Below are 17,907 nucleotides of genomic sequence, written 5' to 3'. Positions count from 1 at the left end.
CACTACAGCGCGATTATCTACGACTATCTACGACTAATGCGACGGGTACTGCGATTAGCATCAATTCAAGCACTACTCCACTTTTTACGAATTTCGTAACTCTGGCAGCCGCCTGCGCAAATATGGCATCATTGTAAGAACCGTAAGCAACGCCGCCGCAATAATCATGCCAACAAGCACGTAAACTGCTTTAAAGAACAGAATCATTATTGAGCCAAAAGATATGAGCGCCGCCCATCCCCACAAAATAAGCACTGCTCCTTGCACCGAGTGCCCAATACGCAACATTCTGTGATGCAAATGCATACGGTCTGGATGCATTGGCGACTGCCCTTTTGCAAGCCTTCTGCATATTGCTAAACACATGTCTAACACTGGCAAAAACAGCACTAAAATCGGAAGCAAAATCGGCATAAATACTGGCAAATAGATGCTTGTGTGCACTGCAGATGGGTCTAAGTGGCCTGTCATTATAATAGACGCGCAAGTTATTAAATACCCGATTAGCATGGAGCCAGAATCACCCATAAAAAGCTTTGCTGGATGCCAATTGTGCAAAATAAACCCTAAGCACATTCCAACCATTGCAACGTCTATAAGAGTTGCCATTGAAGCGTAGCTTGGAGATGTGCGCGCAAGAATATAAGAGTATGTTGCGAATGCGATTCCGCCAATTGCTACAATTCCAGAAGCCAGCCCATCTAGACCATCTACAAAGTTGACTGCATTAATTGAAGCCACGATTAGTATTGCGGTTATTGCGATTGAAAGACTTGGAGACGCTGTAACTAGAGAGCCGAGCGGCAACGCTACGATTTGAAGCCCTCCCCACGCAACAAAAACAGCTATTAGCAATTGACCTGCAAGTTTTAGCATCCAATCTAAGTCCCAAATGTCGTCGCAAACGCCCAAAAGGCATATGAGTACCGCTCCAGCCAAAACCACCCACGGCTGATGTGTTCCTGCAAAAAGCCCCGAAATAAAAGGCATGGAGCTTGCAAACGCCATCGATACAGCAAAGCCGAATAGCATTCCAACTCCACCCATACGGGGCGTAGGTATTGTGTGAACGTCGCGAGCGCGCACTTTTCCAACGGCTCCTATGCGAATCGCAAGATGACGTACAAGCGGCATTATTAGCCACGTTGCGCCTCCTGCGATTGCTGCTATAAATAGGTATACCCTCATTTCTTGCGACTTTCTGCTCTTATCTGTTCTTCACTTATAACGCCTTCGCGCAAAATCACAATTCCGTCCGCGTCTGCTGAGTCCGCGCCAACTACCGTGCTTGCTACATGCGAGCGCGTTGGCCCCGCGTTTAAGTACAGTGGAATTTCGTCTCCAAAAGCCTCAAACGCTTCTTCCACGCTGTCTGCGCTCTCGTTTCCGCTGCGATTTGCGCTAGATGCAGCCAATGGCCCCGTAACGCGCAAGATTTTCATTAGCTCTGGGCAATCTGGCACGCGCACGCCTTGCGTTGCTTGACTTTGCGTTGCTTTACTTTGCTCACTGCCCTCATCTGCTTTACAAAGCGTAGCAAGCCTTGTAGCTACCGAATCTTTTTTTGCGCGCGCGATTGGCGAGTATCCGCCTGGCAGGAATTTTTCCGCAAGCACGTCTAGTGGGCTTGGCAAGTAAAGCCCAAGTTTTTCTAAGTCACTTACACTGCTCATAAGTATTTGCAAGGCTTTTGTGCGCGGTCTGCGCTTTAGTTGGTAGATTTTCGCTACTGCATCCTCGTTAAATGGGTCGCATGCTACTCCGTAAACTGTGTCTGTTGGCACTACGATTACTCCGCCTGCGTTGATTATTTGCGCTGCAAGTTGCAATGATTCTTCGTTAATCGTGCAAATTTTACTCATTTTTAGCCTCTTTTTTGCATACTACAATTTTTGGCATACTACAAATCTTGCTCTGTTTGTTAAGTCGTTTTTGACTTTTGCGCTGCTAAATCCTACGTTTTTTGCATAATCTGCAAGCGCTTCTCCTTGCGTAATATCGTGTTCCATAACCATTATTCCACCCCTACGCAAATACGCAAAACTCGCTTTCATAATTTTTTGCGGTATTAGTAGTCCGTCTTTAGATCCACCATATAACGCCATTTTTGGATCGTAGTCGCGAGCTTCAATCTGCTCTAGTGGCTTGCTTTCTGGCACGTATGGTGGGTTTGTGATTACTACGTCTACTTTCTCTTTAATCGCAGCTGTTTCAGGCAGATTAACGTTTGTAGCATCGCCTAATATTGCGTGATATCTGTTTAAAATATTATATTTTTCTGCGATTTTGCGGTAGTTTTTTTGCAAATATTCAAAAGCTTCTGGCGATTTTTCAACAGCCCACACTTGCGCGTTTGCAACTTCGCTTGCAACCGATAGTCCGATTGCTCCCGAGCCTGCACACAAGTCTAAAACAATAGGATTTTTTAGATTATTTGCGCAAATCCAATCTATTCCTTCTTGAACTACCACTTCTGTCTCGGGCCTTGGCACAAAAACGCCTTTACCTACTATTAGGTCTATGTAGCGAAAAGTTGCGCATCCAATAATGTGCTGCAATGGCTCGCGCGAAGCACGCCTAGATATAAAATCGCTATATTTGCTAGCATAATCGTGCGAAAAATCCTTAAAATCGTCAAGTATTAGCGCTTTGTTTAAGTCTGCTAAGCTTATGCCACAAGCGTGCGCTAAAAGTACACGAGCGTCATATTGTGGAGAATCTACGCCTGCTTTACAAAGACACGCAATAGCATTTTGCAAGAGTTCGCGCATAATACAAGCAATTCCTAGATGCTAATTCCTACAAGCCAATTTCTACAATTTAATTTCTACAAGCCAATTTCTACAAGCCAACACAAGCAACGAGTTTAAAGATATTACTACTTACTTGGCTTTAGCTAAGCGATCGGCTTCATCTGCCTGAATATCGCTGTCTATAACCGCTTGCAAATCGCCATTAAGCACCTGGTCAAGATTGTATGCCTTGTAATTCGTACGATGGTCCACAATACGATTTTCTGGGAAGTTGTATGTGCGGATTCGCTCAGAACGGTCCAACGAGCGCACCTGCGAGTGGCGCATATCTGCCGCCTCCGCTGCCTCCTGCTCGTGCTTCATGGCAAGCAAACGCGACTTTAGCACGCGAAGAGCCGCCGCACGGTTTTGAATCTGCGACTTTTCATCTTGCATGCTAACAACAATTCCCGTTGGAATATGCGTCATGCGAACTGCGGAATACGTAGTGTTAACGGACTGTCCGCCAGGGCCAGAGCTCATGAAAATATCGATTTTAAGGTCTTTTGGATCGATTTCGATTTCGTCGTCGTCTTCGTCTGCTTCTGGGAACACGATTACACCAGCCGCGGAAGTTTGAATACGCCCTTGCGATTCCGTAACTGGGATTCGCTGCACGCGATGCACTCCGCCTTCGTACTTCATGCTTGCCCACACGCCGTCTTCTGGAGCAGGCGTGCCTTTTGCGCGAATCGCAAGCTGCACGTCTTTTACGCCGCCAAGCTCCGTCGCGTTTTCGCTTTGGATTACGGTAGTCCATCCGCGCTTTTCCGCGTAACGCATGTACATGCGCAATAAATCGCCAGCAAACAGAGCCGCTTCTTCGCCGCCCGTGCCAGCTTTGATTTCCATAATCATGTCTCGCGCATCGTCTGGGTCTCTAGGAATCAGCGCTGTGCGAAGCTTTTCTTTTGCTGCTGGAATCTGCTCTTCTAAATGTTTTGCTTCTTTTGCTAAGTCTTCGTCTTCGCTTGCCATCTCGCTAGCTACTTCGTAGTCTTCGCAAAGCTGCTTGTAATTTAAGTACGCGCTTACGATTGACCCGAGTTCTGCATGCCTACGACCGAGCTTGCGTATTGCGTCTGGATTAGACGCTACTTCTGGCTCCCCCATGCGATTTTCAATATCGCGGTATTCGTTTAGAGCTGTAACCGCTGCTGGGAATTGCTCATCTATTGACTCGGCCATTTTGTTCCTTTGTAGTCGCGCATAACGCGGATTTTGAATCGAAAATATTAAATTAAATATTGTAAGATACACACATGTTTAGCACATAAAACGCCAGCCCCGATTCCGCGAAGTTACACGAAAGCAGGGCTGGCGATTAAAAAGCTACTTAGTCTTCTTACCGTAGCGCTTCTCGAAGCGAGCCACGCGGCCGCCGGTATCGAGAATCTTCTGCTTGCCGGTATAGAATGGGTGGCACTTTGAGCACACGTCAACCGTCATATGATCGCCATCAGCGGTGGAACGAGTTACAAAAGTGTCTCCGCAAGAGCAGGTAACCTGCACTGCGTGATAGTCGGGATGAATACCCTGCTTCATAATGTCTCCTATGGAATTCGGGCGACCCGGGTCGCAAAGCCCCAATAGCTAAGCGTGAACCGGAACCTTCGCTATTTTAGTTACTACCCTCGACTCGCTTAGTTATTCTTACCGTCTTCGCGCTTTCTCCTATGCTTTGCAGCGAACCCAGCAAAACCAACAGACGCTAACAAGCTTGCGATTAACGCAGATTGCGAAGCATCAACACCAGTTTGAGGCAGCAAATCACCCTTAACTCCCGTCTTTTGCTTATCTTGCAAAGGCACAACAGGAACAGGAGCTGGCACAGGTGCAGGCTCATACGCTGGAACAACATAATCCGAAGGACCCGTTGAATAATCAGGCTCAGGCACTGGTGTCGTGTCAGGCGTTGGATCAGGCTTTGCCGAATCCACTACGTCAATATACACAACAATCTCCGCACGACGCCCATACTGGTCAACAGTTGTAAACTTAACTTCCACTTTAGGCTTGCCATCCACAATCTTAGGCGTGCCAGAAATCTTGCAAGTAGTGCCATTGCAATAAGGAAGAAGGCCATTAGAGCCAGGACTATTAGGAGTCAACGCATTAATAGGACTATTAACACCATCTACACTAACAGTCGTATTCCCACTCGAATTCTCCGTTAAGTTTGCAAGCGTAAACGTTGCAGGAATACCCGAAACCGCAGAACTTCTAAACTCAAACCTCATAGGCTTCATAAGCTCGAAGTTTGCAGTAACAGTGATTTCTTTCTTTGGCTCAGATGCAGGAACAGCATACAAATCCACACCAGCATTGCGCAAAACCTGCTTCAAAACTTCCAAACTAGACTTCTTTGAGCTGCGAATTATCTTTGCAACAAATGGCTTATTCGCATCGTCAGCAATCTCAGCAAGCAATTCTCGCTGTTCATCACTGACATTACTCTTATTCGTTACCTCATAATTAGCAAATGTCAAGTCTATTCCAGCTTCTCGCATCAAATTCTTCAAAGCTTCTATTGAAGAATGCTTGGAATTGGAAATTTGCTTAGCAAGCCATTCCTTTCCAGCTTCTTTTGCAAGTTTCACAAGCAAAGCCTTTTCATGAAGTTGCTCAATGACTTCGTCAACATCAATGCCAGTTTCTGCAAGCTTATACTTAATATCTTGCAAGGAATCATGAGAATCGCGAATTTGTTGAGCTAGATCAGTGTTACCCTTTCTTTCAGCAACCTGAGCTAATTCTTCGCGTTTAGCATTGTAGACATTGTAAGCTTCTTGCTTCGCGCGACTCTTTCGCGCTTCGTTAAGAAGATTTTGCAAAGCAGCAAACGTAAACTTACGCGAATCACTAATCTGCTTTGCAACATCGTGCATTCCGTCAATCTTAGCCAAACGAGCCAAAGCTTCGCGTTCCTCTGCTGTAGCCTTGCGTATATCTGCTGGAGCTACTGGAGTCTCAGTCGTGATAGAAGTCCAATTCTTAAACACGTAGCCATTAGCTGCAAGCACATCTGGAACTGGCATGTGCAAATCCTTAGCGCCTTTACGCACCCAGTATGTGAACACAGGAGACTTCATTTCTCCGCCCTCACCAGCTACATACGTCACCTTCGTGTAGTTCTTTTCTACAAACTTGGCTGCAGCAGTGCCCTCAGCTGGCAAATCGTTATCTGCAATAACTTTAGGCAAAACGTACACGCGCACAGGCAACTTAGTCGTAACAGTTTTATGTTTTTTTGTAGCCGTATCAATTTCATCAGTAGGCTTAGTTACATTCACCATAATTGTTGAAATTCCAGGCTTTGAAACATCAACCGTAGAGCTACTATCTACAGATACACTCACTTTAGGGTCAGTGTTATGCACTAGCTTATTAACGTTTGGAATACTCTCACCCACGCCAATAACTGTTTCTGGAATCTTTATATCTGAAGTACCAGTTTGTTCCGCAACAAGTATTCTAGGAGTAGATATATTCCAACTATCACTTAGGAAAATACTTGACTTATTATTCTTAGCATCATAAATTTGCCAATTAGTAAAACCAGAAAGGTCTTTACTCATACGATTAGCAACTTCTTGCGCAAACTTAATATTTGCTTCCCTATCTTTGCCATGTCGAATATACATAATCTTTGGCCTATGTGAACCATCAGACCACTTTCTTCCATATCCTGGCATAAATATGGTTGCAACATATCCATCTGGAATCTCGTCTTGCTGTGAAGCGTCAATTACATTCGGTATTCTATCGTACTCTGCTTGATACGTTGTATTCGCATCATGTATTTCATTACGAATCTGCTCGTCTGTTAAAAGATCCTTCTTTGTATCTGGCACATTAACGCTAGTCACAAATTCTGGTTCACTTACCATCAAAGTAGTGAAAGGAATTGCTGAATAATCAGGCAAGCTACGCCTTGCACGCGTATGCACAGTGCTATTCGCAGCAGGATCAACAAAATGGTCGAGCTTTCTCCATCCTTTGAACACGTAATGATATCCATCAGCGTCATAATCCTTGCCAACAGGTTGCGGAGCTTTTACGCCAGTAGCAGAATTTTTACGCGCGTAATACAACGTGCGGTCATTTTTGCCAAAGCTTCCTTTGCCGTCTTGCGAATACTGGTCTTTGTCCGCATTAATAAAGCTCACTCTAGCAAAATTGTTACTATCCAATACCTGCTTCGCTTCTGGAGAATTAGTGTCAATCTCTCCATTTGCAAGCTTCGGCAAGCTTTCTGGGTACATCAACTGGTAAATCACCTTAAGACGAGCAACGCGCTTATACGTTTCAGGCTTTGCACCATCCTTGTAATTGACTGTAATCCTTAGCGGTACAGTGTACAAAGAAGGCTTAGCAAGCATTTTATTCTCAAAGTCTTCTGGCTGCTTACCTTCTGGCAAATCGTATTCGACTTTTACATCTTTTATCTCGCCTTTAGCTTCTGCCTCTTTCTTCAAAGCATCAAGATTTGTCAAATACTTGTCTAACGGCGGAAGTGTGTCACGCTTATCTTGCACAGCAACAAAGTAATCAGTCTGCACTTCTGGCTGCGTCCAAGGCGTTTGATCTGCCACGAACTCTTGGAACGGCTTATTAACTTGCCAATCCGAAACATTTGTTATAGGCGTTACTTCTTCTTTGCCATTAATCATGCTGCTTCTAGACCAGGTACCAGTAGCATTTGTTAGGTTTTCTTTAAGCCTCGTCAAAGCGTTAGTAGAGTCGCTAGAACTGTACGGAATATGCGAAAGATCAGTGCCCTTCTTTACGTAGAACACTTTAGGACCGCTTGTGCCGTCCTTCCACTTTCGACCTGGTGCAGGCTTAAAGATTGCGATTACAGAATCTTCCGGAACTGTTCCATTATCGGACGAGCTGGAGAAGTAGTCGATTCGCTTGTAAACAGCGTGGTAAGTTACATCATTACTAAACGTGTCTTTTTTGTAGCGATCTTCAGACTTAATATCGTAGTTAGATATCTTTGCTGGATCGGTTTGTGTGCCAGTAGTCCAACCCTTAAACACGTAGTGATAATGATCATCCTCGTATTCCTTACCAAAGGCTTGCGGCACGCGTACAGAAATATCCTTCTTACCTTTATAAACGTATGCAACGAGCGCAGGGTTATTCTCGCTAGTCTCGCCGTCATGACCAAGAATCCTACCTTGCTGCAAATCACCAGTAAAAGTGACTTTCACATATTCGTTATTCTTTACAGCACTCTTGCCGTAGTCAGTAGCCTTAAACGTATCCCAATCGCTTGCGTACACCAGATCTGGCAGCACGCGGTACAGCACTTCAGTTTCAGCAGTGTTTCCATCAAGCTTTACTTGCACTTTAATCTTGTGCAAGCCTGGAGTGTTGTCGAACTTTTCGCTTGGTGCAAAGCTGAACGTGGCACTAGTTGGATACTTATCAGCATTCGCTATAAGCTTCTTAGCTGATTCCTCATCCAGTTTCAAAGTATCTGTTGGCTTCAAGACCTTAGTATCGATTGCAACAGGAGCTTTAAGCTTGAAGTTAGCAATGTAAACAACTTTTGGATATGATTGCGATTCAGAAAGAATTGGAAGACGGCTAAAGCCATCGCTTTCCGTTTGCGAACCATGTCCATTATCTATATAAATCTTAGAAGTCCAGCCTGCAAACTCGTAGCCTGGCTTTGCAACTGGATCTTGAGGCAGCGGCATTTGGTATGCCTTCGTGCCAGAAATCGCATCATAAACAAGAGCAGAGCCGTCAGCTACAGTTTTTCCTTGCCAGTCAACAATGCTCCCCATAGAGCTTTGATTATCATCCACTTTGAACACGTAGCGCGTGTAGTTGGTTGGGCGAGCTTGCGATTCGTTCTTGCGCTTAAACACGCGAACGTCGTCGTATGTGAAGGTGATTTCAGGGATATCGTTAGCTTTTTGCTTGCCGTCGCTATCAGTAATATACGTAATACTCTGCTGCAATTCTCTAGGTTTAAAACCGTCAATATGCTTGTAGAATGCTACGTCGTACTCTCTATTTACAGAGCTGACTTCGTTTTCTGGAAGAAGATCCTTGCCGTCTTGATCAACGTAGCGAACCTTATACTTGCGCGTATTGTACGTTTGGTAAATAAACTCGCCAGTATTCTTAGAGGCATCGCTCGATGCTTCAAAGCTTGTGAAATGCTTATCTGGGAAGTGCGTTTCGTCACTGTAGACTGCTTCCGCATTATAGCGCAAATGCTCGCGCAAGCCGGAAACCGTTTGAGTAGAAATGTGATCTACAAGCGCGGCTTCCGTGTGAGTAGTTTTAGCATCGTTATACTGCTTAAACGTTACGCCTGGCTTTAAGAATATGTGCTTAAAAGTACCGTTGTAGCGAGTATCCTTAATCCACACGGCCTTAAGCGTTATATCTTCTACTACCTTGTTGCCAAAAGCGTACGGAGTATGATCCTTTACTTCCACATCGCCCTTTTTAGCAAGCTCCCAGCCGTAGAAGTCGTAGCCTTTGCGAGTTGGAATACTGATTTCCTTTTCGTTGAGCGGATCGTAACGCTTAACTGTCCTCGTTTCCTTTACGTCAGTATCAGGCTTCTCTTTACCGTCATTGCCGATTTGATTCATATTGTAATCAAGCGTTACAGTGTGCTTAATATCAGTTGGCTTACCCCACGCAGCGTAAAGCTTAATGCCGTTAACTGGCATTGTATAATCTTTAGTTTCGCCTTTAGCTTTGCCGTCACCTTCAGTACTTTCACTATTGTCGTTTATCTCACCATTTATAAGATGAATACCAGCTTGATCAACAGCCCAGCCCTTAAACACATAGTCTTTTGGCAAATCAGCAGGGCGAACGATGGAGTACTTAGTACCATTAAGCGTGAAAGTGTACTTGCCATCGAACTGCTTAGACGTATCAGCATTGTCTTTAGTTACAGAAGCATCGTAAGACGTAACTTTGCCACCGTCATAGTATAGCTTTTCGTCTTCGCCAGTCAATTTAGCATTGCCGCGCTTAGACAAGCTATACTCATACGGCAGTTCTTCTTTAGCAACATCGCTACTACCAGCACCAGCACTTATAGCATTGCCGTCCGCATTATAAAACTGCACAGCGTACTTCTTGCGGTCGTACTCGAGAGTTACTATATTATCAGACTCAAATTCTCTACACTTAACCTCATCACCAAAATTAAGCTTTTTTTCAATGCCAGCGAAGTAGCGACGGAACTCAAGATGATACTTCTTTTTAAACTCGTAATATTTCTTATATGCTGGATCAGTTTTAAGTCTTCTAGCAATCTCATCATTTAATTTTTTAAGAGCAAGTCCTCCATCCTCATCGTCTTCGCCAGAAGTATAATCAGGGGCAGGAAAATCGCCATCATTTCCTTCTTCTGGAGCATCGTCTGGAGCGTCTTCACCTGTTACTTCTTCATAAAGCTCATGTACTTTTGTATAGAAGTCATCAGCATCGAGAGCGTCCCCAATCTTAACACCATCTTCACGATTACTGTTGTCAGGTTTAAGACCAGTTATTTTTGACTCAAAACCTGCAATAGAAGACGGAGGAAACACATAAGAACTACTGTTAGTATCATCCTTACTATAGGAATCTGTAGAAATCTCATACTTAATATTTTTGCCAGTATCGCCATTTTTTGCAGATGCAATGCTCTGTTTTTTAATGATTACCTGTATAGGATTAGCTTGAAGTTTTTCAGAATTATCATGGGAATCAAGAATAAGTAGGCGCTGATCATCTCTTACAGTATACTTTGGCGCATTTTTATCTGCAGGGTTGTCACTAATCTGCGAAGCCGTACCCTTACCATACATCCAATGGAATTTTGGATCAACAAATTCTTCTTTCGTTAAACGAAATGGAGGAGTATCACGATATGTACCATAAGTACCTCCACTAACATTTCCACCAATCAAAAAACCTAATGAAGAAGTGTTACCATCATCCATAAAGTCTACTTCATCTGAATTAGGCCAAAAATCAGTAAGACTCTGACCGTAACGAACCTTTACACGGTAACCATTATGATCAACTTTGTTAGTTACTTTATTAAAACTATTACCATACGTGTAAGTAGACTCATTGTCTAATTTATCTGAGCAATCACCGCCGCCAGCGTAGCAATAACTAATTATCTCACCTTTGCTGTTCTTTTTATTTATAACAACATTATTGCCGCCCATACCATTATTACTGTTCTTAGGAGAAGCAAAAATAAGCTCGTACTCTTTGCGATCGTAGACTAAGTCAAAATTATTATCTAAGTCGTTAGCAGAAAGCGTAGTGTCTGTACTAGTAGTATCTTTTGTAGATTTTCTAGTAAGCTTTTTATTCACATAGAAATAGCGCGTGAATATGTCCTTGTAAACTCTTTTGCCATTAGAATCTACAGTATAATTTTTTGGATCATCAGGATTCTCAGTATCATACCCATCTAAGCTTGTTACAGGCGTATCGTTCATCCAATTGAACTTTGCAATTAAGCCGTCTTTGTGATCAGAATTTTTGCCTTGCAACTCTTCTTTAGTTAAGCCAAGCTCAGAGTCCAAAATAGGATTATCTTTATTAGTGCCGCTTAATTTATTAGGATCATTAGCAACGCCAGCATCGTTCATACTATTAAGATCAACGCTGCTGCCAGTCTTAACATTCGTACGCTCAACAAGACCAACAAAGTCGTAGTTTGCACGCGAATCTGGATTCTTTTTGTCTACTAAATCCGCCTTCTGCACCCACACACTCACGCGGTAGCTGGTGGTTTTATTCTCTTCCCAAATTGCGCGAAGCTTAACATCGTGATCTGGCATTGGAGAGCTAGCATCAAAATTAACGTTTTGCGTATTTGCTGTGCTTTCAGCAGGGTCAACAATATGCCAGCCCTTAAACGTGTAGCCGCGCTTAGTTGGGTTTGTAACTGGTGGCACATTTTGCTTGTAATACACTTTTTGAGCAGTAATATCTGTGCCGCCAGCAGAATCGTAAGTAACGTCGTAAGCCTTACGGTAGTAGCGAAGGTTCAAAACAAGCTTGTCTTTTTCGTCTTCGGAATCCGAAAGAGGCGAGCTAATCAAATTGTGCTCTGGCTCGTAGCCTGGAATATACACAGAAACAGCGCTTACATTAGAGCCGACTGTACCAGTAACTTCGGTAACGTGAATTTGCTCGCCACCTACCGTAATGGTCTTAACGCCTGATACATTTTTATCTTCTTTGAATTCATTTCTATTGTCAGCATCTTGCAGCATGTGGCGAATGTAATATTTAGCTGTTTTAGGAGCGTAGTTTATGTTCAACTCGCCATAGTACTGAATTCCATCTTTTGCACCTGGCTGCGAAGTTTGGTCGCTGCTGTTACCTCCAACAACCTGCCTTTGCTTTACAGCGTATTCTTTAATAAGATCTTTGTTTAGACGCAAGTAGCGATCAGCATCCGCATGCATGCCATCATCAATAACATACTTGCCTTTACTTTTTTCAATGTAGTACTGGTAATTGCCACTATGATATACGGCAGGGTTATATCCTGCAGACTTTGGAAGCTTAACATACACATAATTTTTAGGATCACTAAGCTTATTTAGCTGATTTTCGTCAATCGTAAGCTCGTACGGCTGCACAAGCTGCTTATTTGGAGCTCCGCCAATCGTATAGCGAATTTGCAAATTATATGTAGCTGTTGGCTTTTTGTCGGTTTGTACCTGTTCGTTGGCCTTCTCTATGGTCTTAGCCTCTTGATTATCCGTATTCGGCTTAATTACCTGGCTGTTGGCATTAGAATTATTATTGGAGCTAGTCGCATTCTCACCGCTTCTATCTGTGCTTGATGCACCTGAATCTTCAGCTTCAGGAGTTACACTACTCCCCTTGTTGGAATCTTTGGCACTTTGATTAACATCTCTACGATTACGAACTTTTGGCTTAGTGGAATCGTTCTCTACCTTTGCAACAGGATTTGTGTTTTCAGGATTTGTCTCTTCGGAGCTTGCCTTCTGTGCACTTGCATTCTGTTCACTTCCAGACTGCGCGTTTTCTGTGCTTGCAGGCTGCGCTGACTTTTGATCTGGCTCAGTCTTGGCAGAAGAATTCGTCTTTGTTTCCGAAGCCGCCTTTGTTGCCAAACCCGTCTTTGCAGCAGGCTCAGAATTTGCAGGTTCTGGATTCGATGCATCATCTTGCTTCGATGCAGGCTCTGGATTCAAAACTTCTGTTTTTGCAGACTCAGTCTTGGCAGGCTCTGCATCTGCTGGCTCCGTCTTTGCTGCAGGAGTCTCAGCTTGCTTTACTTCTGCAGGCTGTTCTTTCTCAACAGCTTTACTCTTTGGCTTTGCTAAATCTGAATTATTTTGCTCACCCTTAGTAGCATCCTTAGTCTCACTCTTAGTAGCATCGTCAGTTGCAACCTTAGAACCATCTTTAGTAGCAGACTGATCTTCAGTTGTAGGCTTGATTTGCTTGCTGCTGGATTCCACGCTAACATCATTGCTGCTATTGGTACTAGCAACCGAGCCATCACCATCGACATCATTATCGCCATTGCCAGTCTCAGAAGCAGCATCATTACTAGCCTCAGAACCAGCCCCAGAACGTTCGCCAGAACCCTTAACGCCCACAGAAGAATCGCCAGCAGCCGCTTCCTGATTATCAACGACTGCCGCACTATTGTTAGAATCCGCATTAGAATCAGCATGCTTAACTAAATATTCTTTAGCAGAACCAACCATCTGGCGCATAGCGCGCTCAGAAGTAGCACCTGTGTTAAGCAAACCATTGTTATATAATCCGTTTGGGTCGCCATTGCCCTTGCCAGCACCCTTGCCAGAAGTCTTAGCAGCACTCTTTACATAAGACGAATCAAAAGAATCAGCGTTAAGAGGAGTCTTAGCTAAAGCAGTTGCACCAGGAAGCAACATAGACAGCGTAGATGCTAAAGCTACAGCAGCAACGCCAATGCGACCAGAAGCATTATTCGCATTCTTCGAAGAAACATTCTTTAAGCTACTAGCGCCTTTATTTTTAGCGCTTTTATGCTTAACTTGCTTGCTGCTCGAATTAACCTTGCTAGCAACGTCTTTTGCTTTATCCACTGAAACTCCCAACTCGTAATACTTAACCTTTGCATTCTATCAGACAGCACGGATACCCCCCCCCCATAAGTATTTTTGTTTCAAGGGTTTTTGCTCGAATCGACTTGCATGAGCGCTTTGACTGAGCTTGAAATTGCATAACGCATTTCAAGCTCCTTCAAAGCGTGATTTGGCTCAAATGTAAAGTCCAGTGGACTTTACATGCCAAATCAGCCGAGCGGCTACTAATAGCCGTGAGGAATAGCGTAGCGCGCGAATGCACTTCGATTCGCTGAGCCGCTTAAGGCAGAAGCACTGCTTCTGCGCGGCGAAGACGTTCGCGCGCTTAGACCGCGCGAACGACACGACCTGCTTTTCCGCTTTTTGTACCATTTTTTAGTCAAATTTGGTACAAAATGCGGAATCGTGTGAGATACAAAAACCGCGCAAGCCAAGAAAATCTTGACTATGCGCGGCTTGTAAAATCTTAGAAAATCCTAGAAAATCCTAGAAAATCCTAGAAAATCTTAAAAATGCCAAGCAAATCTTAAAAAATTCTAAGCAAAAATTCTAAGCAAAACCTTACTCGACAGCAGGAGCTTCTGCAGCAGCAGGAGCAGCAGCTGGCTCTTCTGTAGCAGCATCTTCTGGAACGGTGACGCTAACAACAGACTCTTCGCCATCCATGTCGAGAACAACGCCCTCAGGAAGCTTAACGTCTTTAGCAAACACCTTGGTACCATCGGTTAAGCCGTCAACATTAACCACCAAGCGCTCTGGCAAGTTGGCAACGTCTGCGCGAACCTTAAGCTCCTGAACGTCTACGAATGCAACAGCAGCACCCTTTGGAGTGCCTTCAACAAACACTGGCACCTCAACGTCAATCTTCTCGCCAGCCTTAACTTCGTAGAAGTCAATGTGCTCAACAATGCGCTTAACAGGGTTGCGCTGAACATCCTTAACAACTGCGATTCGCGATTCCTTACCAAACTTAATGGTAAACAAGGCGTTTGCGTGACGAAGCGAAAGAGTGGTCTCCCTCATTGGAAGAGTAACGTGTACAGGTTCAGCACCGCCAGCGTAAATGCTGGCTGGAATCAAATTGGCAACACGCAAACGGCGAGCAACACCCTTACCGAACTCATTGCGCACATTGCCTTCAAGTGTAATCTTTGTAGCCATATCGGTCTCCTTATGGTCTGGATTATGCGGATAATCTTATTTAAATCCAGCTTCAGGCGCACCGACGCGCCGAAAACCACCATAAGTTGGCATCAGCCCAGTCGATAACGGAACTTACACAACAATCGCAGGCAGCAATCGCAAAGCGCTCGTCGCAAGTATCGCAGTGTTATTCCCTCGCCAAAGCAACTTGTCTAGTCTACAAAAACACTTAGACATGCGCTTATCCAAAAAATATCAACACAAAATCAGGGCAATATCAAGGCAAAAAGTGACTTGAGCTATACAAGCTATTATCATATATAAAAGAAGTAAGCGCGCATTAAATTGTGCGATTAAAAAACAAGCTGATTTTGTGACTAAAGTTGTGACACGAGTTGCAACACAAATTACATGTTGCAACGCAAATTTATGACTCAAGATTAGCGCAATTAAGGAGCAGACGTGTCCGTGCTAAACACACTCCAGCAGCAAGCTTTCAACCTTGCTCGCAAGGCCTTGCAAATCGGCAGCAACTTCGCGCATCCAGTTAGCGACGATCGCTCGGGAAGCCAAGACTACTCGCAAGTCGAAGAAAAACAAGAAGCAGCAAACACGCTACTTGCGCAAAAATCGCGTCTGCCTCGCGTAGAAGAGTGGGGCGCAGAAATGCCAACCACCACTTTCCTAGACCCACAAACTGGCTTGTTGACTACAAAAACCGAGGGAAGCGCTCCGCTAGATGAAGGCACAAGCATCTACGACTTGTATGCAGATAGGGCCGCTCGAATGGGAGACGATCCGCTTTACACGTACAAAGAAAACGACGAATGGGTTACAAAAACAGCAAATCAGTTCCTTAAAGAAGTGCGAGATGCCGCAAAAGGCTTAATGCACTACGGTTTGCGCAAGGGAGATGCTGTTGCGTTAATGTGCAAAACCTCGTACGAGTGGGATATTGCTGACGCTGCAGTTATGGCTTGCGGAGGCGTGCTTGCTACGATTTACGACACTGATTCTGCCGAGCAAATTCGCAACATTGTAAACAACTCCGATTCGCGCTTTTTGATTGTTGGAACAACCGACATGAAGGAAAAGGCAGACGGCGCAATCGAAGAATGCCCAAGCCTTGAGCGCATTATTTGCATAGAAACTGGCGGATTGGCGGAACTTCAAGCTTTTGGATACGCTGTTAGCGATGAAGAGCTAGACGAGCGCATTGACTCGGTTAAAAAAACCGACTTGTGCTCAATCGTGTACACTTCTGGCTCTACAGCTGCGCCAAAAGGCGTGGAAATGACGCATGAGCATTATTGCACAACGGCATTAAACTTGCCGATTTATTTGCCAGACTTGCTTAGCGAGCCTGATGGATCTGTGCTTCTGTTCTTGCCTCAAGCACATTCGTTTGCGCGCGCAATCAACTATATTGTTGTTGCTAGCACGCTTAGAATCTACATTGCACAAGGCATTACAACGCTTATATCTGACCTGCAAGTTGCAAAGCCAACCGTTATGATTGTTGTTCCGCGTGTGCTCGAAAAAGTGTATAACGCGGCTTCGCAAAAGGCAGGTCACGGCGCTAAGGGACTTGCTTTCCAGGGTGCTGTTGTTACAGCTCAGCAATACATGAAGGAAGTACAGGATTCTGGAGACGCTAAGGCGCTAACAAAGGCTCGCCGCGCTGCTTACGATCCACTGGTTTACCGCCCGATTCGCCAAGCGCTTGGTGGGCGTGCGCGCTGGATTGTTGCTGGCGGTGCGCCGCTTGACCCAGAGCTGCTAGCGTTCTTCCGCGGCGCAGGCGTGCCAGTTTACGAGGGCTACGGCCTTACGGAAACCACTGCCCCATGTGCGTTCACACCTATTGGCGTTCCATTCCACGAAGGCTCCGTTGGCATTGCTTTCCCAGCTTTCACTTTGCGAATTGCTAAAGATGGCGAAGTTCAAATTAAGGGCACTTGCGTGTTTAAGAGATATCACAAGAACGAAGAGGCGACCGAAACTTCGTTTACAGAAGACGGATGGTATGCTACTGGCGATTTGGGCAGAATTGACGACGACGGCATGCTTTACATTACTGGTCGCAAGAAGGACTTAATCATTACTGCTGGCGGCAAGAATGTGGCTCCTGGCCCTATTGAAGAAGTGATTAAGCGTTGCGAGCTTGTGTCTCAAGCTCTTGTTCTTGGAGATAAGAGGCCATTTATATCTGCTCTTGTTACTTTAGACGAGGAGATTTTGCGCAATTGGCTTAAATCCAAGGGTCTGGACGAGACTATGAGCATGGAAGACGCAGCAAATAACGCGGTTGTGCGTGCGGAAGTTCAAAAGTTTGTGGATCTTGCAAACGAGGGCGTATCGCGCGCGGAATCTGTGCGAAAGTTCATTATTTTGCCAGAAGAGTTTACTCAAGAAAACGGCTTAATGACGGCTTCTATGAAGATTATTCGCCCTCGCGTTATTAAGAAGTATTCTGCATTGCTCAACACGCAAATGTACACGATTCGCAAGAAGTAGCGCTGATTAAATCGTAATGCGCGAATCGCCAGCAAACCGCGGAAGGCTAGTCTTATACCGACTCGTCTTCCGCGGTTTTTTGTATCTACTTATACACTAGTGTTACAAATGCCTCACCGATAATGCAAATCTAACGAATTTAAGCCGAAAAACGTTACAAATGCCTCATTGATGAGACAAATGTAACGAAAATCATCCAAAAAGTGTTACAAATGTCTCATCAATGATGCAAATCTAACGAAATTAGGGCAAAAAACGTTATATATGTCTCACCTCCGAGACATATATAACGAATCCAGCCATCTCGCAACAGCAAACAGAGAACGTCACTCGCACAAATTTAATCC

Annotated in this window: 8 protein-coding genes; 1 reads left to right on the top strand and 7 read right to left on the bottom strand. The window is 44.6% G+C overall.

The genetic code is table 11. The annotated features are described in order from the left end of the window. Positions 1-84 precede the first annotated feature (84 nt). The 7 genes from HXT36_RS01245 to HXT36_RS01215 form a co-directional block, all read right to left on the bottom strand. Positions 85-1,188, bottom strand: a complete 1,104-nt coding sequence (locus tag HXT36_RS01245; RefSeq protein ID WP_116438504.1) for an MraY family glycosyltransferase — start codon at positions 1,186-1,188, stop codon at positions 85-87. Next, positions 1,185-1,862, bottom strand: a complete 678-nt coding sequence (locus HXT36_RS01240) for an L-threonylcarbamoyladenylate synthase (protein WP_421778951.1) — start codon at positions 1,860-1,862, stop codon at positions 1,185-1,187. The genes HXT36_RS01245 and HXT36_RS01240 overlap by 4 nt, the downstream gene beginning before the upstream one ends. Before the next feature lie 21 nt (positions 1,863-1,883). Next, a complete protein-coding gene (gene prmC, locus HXT36_RS01235) occupies positions 1,884-2,771 on the bottom strand; it encodes a peptide chain release factor N(5)-glutamine methyltransferase (RefSeq protein WP_421778949.1) in 888 nt (295 codons plus the stop codon). Positions 2,772-2,882: 111 nt separating this feature from the next. Continuing rightward, positions 2,883-3,980: a peptide chain release factor 1 gene (prfA, locus tag HXT36_RS01230; RefSeq protein WP_116285916.1), complete on the bottom strand. Its 1,098-nt coding sequence runs from the start codon at positions 3,978-3,980 to the stop codon at positions 2,883-2,885. A 144-nt stretch (positions 3,981-4,124) separates the two neighbouring features. After that, the gene (gene rpmE / locus HXT36_RS01225; RefSeq protein WP_004113085.1) at positions 4,125-4,337 is read right to left on the bottom strand and encodes a 50S ribosomal protein L31; all 213 of its coding nucleotides are present in this window, start codon (positions 4,335-4,337) and stop codon (positions 4,125-4,127) included. Positions 4,338-4,435: 98 nt separating this feature from the next. Then, a complete protein-coding gene (locus HXT36_RS01220; protein WP_421778947.1) occupies positions 4,436-13,900 on the bottom strand; it encodes an InlB B-repeat-containing protein in 9,465 nt (3,154 codons plus the stop codon). A gap of 561 nt (positions 13,901-14,461) precedes the next feature. After that, positions 14,462-15,061: a 50S ribosomal protein L25/general stress protein Ctc gene (locus tag HXT36_RS01215; RefSeq protein ID WP_421778945.1), complete on the bottom strand. Its 600-nt coding sequence runs from the start codon at positions 15,059-15,061 to the stop codon at positions 14,462-14,464. Between the two features lie 444 nt (positions 15,062-15,505). Between HXT36_RS01215 and HXT36_RS01210 the strand changes: the two genes are divergently transcribed. Next, entirely contained in the window at positions 15,506-17,560 is a 2,055-nt protein-coding gene (locus tag HXT36_RS01210; RefSeq protein ID WP_032815797.1) for an AMP-dependent synthetase/ligase, read from the top strand. Positions 17,561-17,907: the final 347 nt, after the last annotated feature.

The sequence above is a fragment of the Gardnerella sp. DNF01144 genome (assembly GCF_049244245.1).
GTDB classification, from domain to species: domain Bacteria; phylum Actinomycetota; class Actinomycetes; order Actinomycetales; family Bifidobacteriaceae; genus Bifidobacterium; species Bifidobacterium piotii.
This window is presented reverse-complemented; position numbering and strand designations above follow the sequence as displayed.

What these genes read in the sequence shown, in the direction of transcription:
- HXT36_RS01245 (WP_116438504.1), bottom strand. Translation starts at nt 1,188, where the DNA reads ATGAGGGTATACCTATTTATAGCAGCAATCGCAGGAGGCGCAACGTGG.
- prfA (WP_116285916.1), bottom strand. Translation starts at nt 3,980, where the DNA reads ATGGCCGAGTCAATAGATGAGCAATTCCCAGCAGCGGTTACAGCTCTA.
- rpmE (WP_004113085.1), bottom strand. Translation starts at nt 4,337, where the DNA reads ATGAAGCAGGGTATTCATCCCGACTATCACGCAGTGCAGGTTACCTGC.
- HXT36_RS01240 (WP_421778951.1), bottom strand. Translation starts at nt 1,862, where the DNA reads ATGAGTAAAATTTGCACGATTAACGAAGAATCATTGCAACTTGCAGCG.
- prmC (WP_421778949.1), bottom strand. Translation starts at nt 2,771, where the DNA reads ATGCGCGAACTCTTGCAAAATGCTATTGCGTGTCTTTGTAAAGCAGGC.
- HXT36_RS01215 (WP_421778945.1), bottom strand. Translation starts at nt 15,061, where the DNA reads ATGGCTACAAAGATTACACTTGAAGGCAATGTGCGCAATGAGTTCGGT.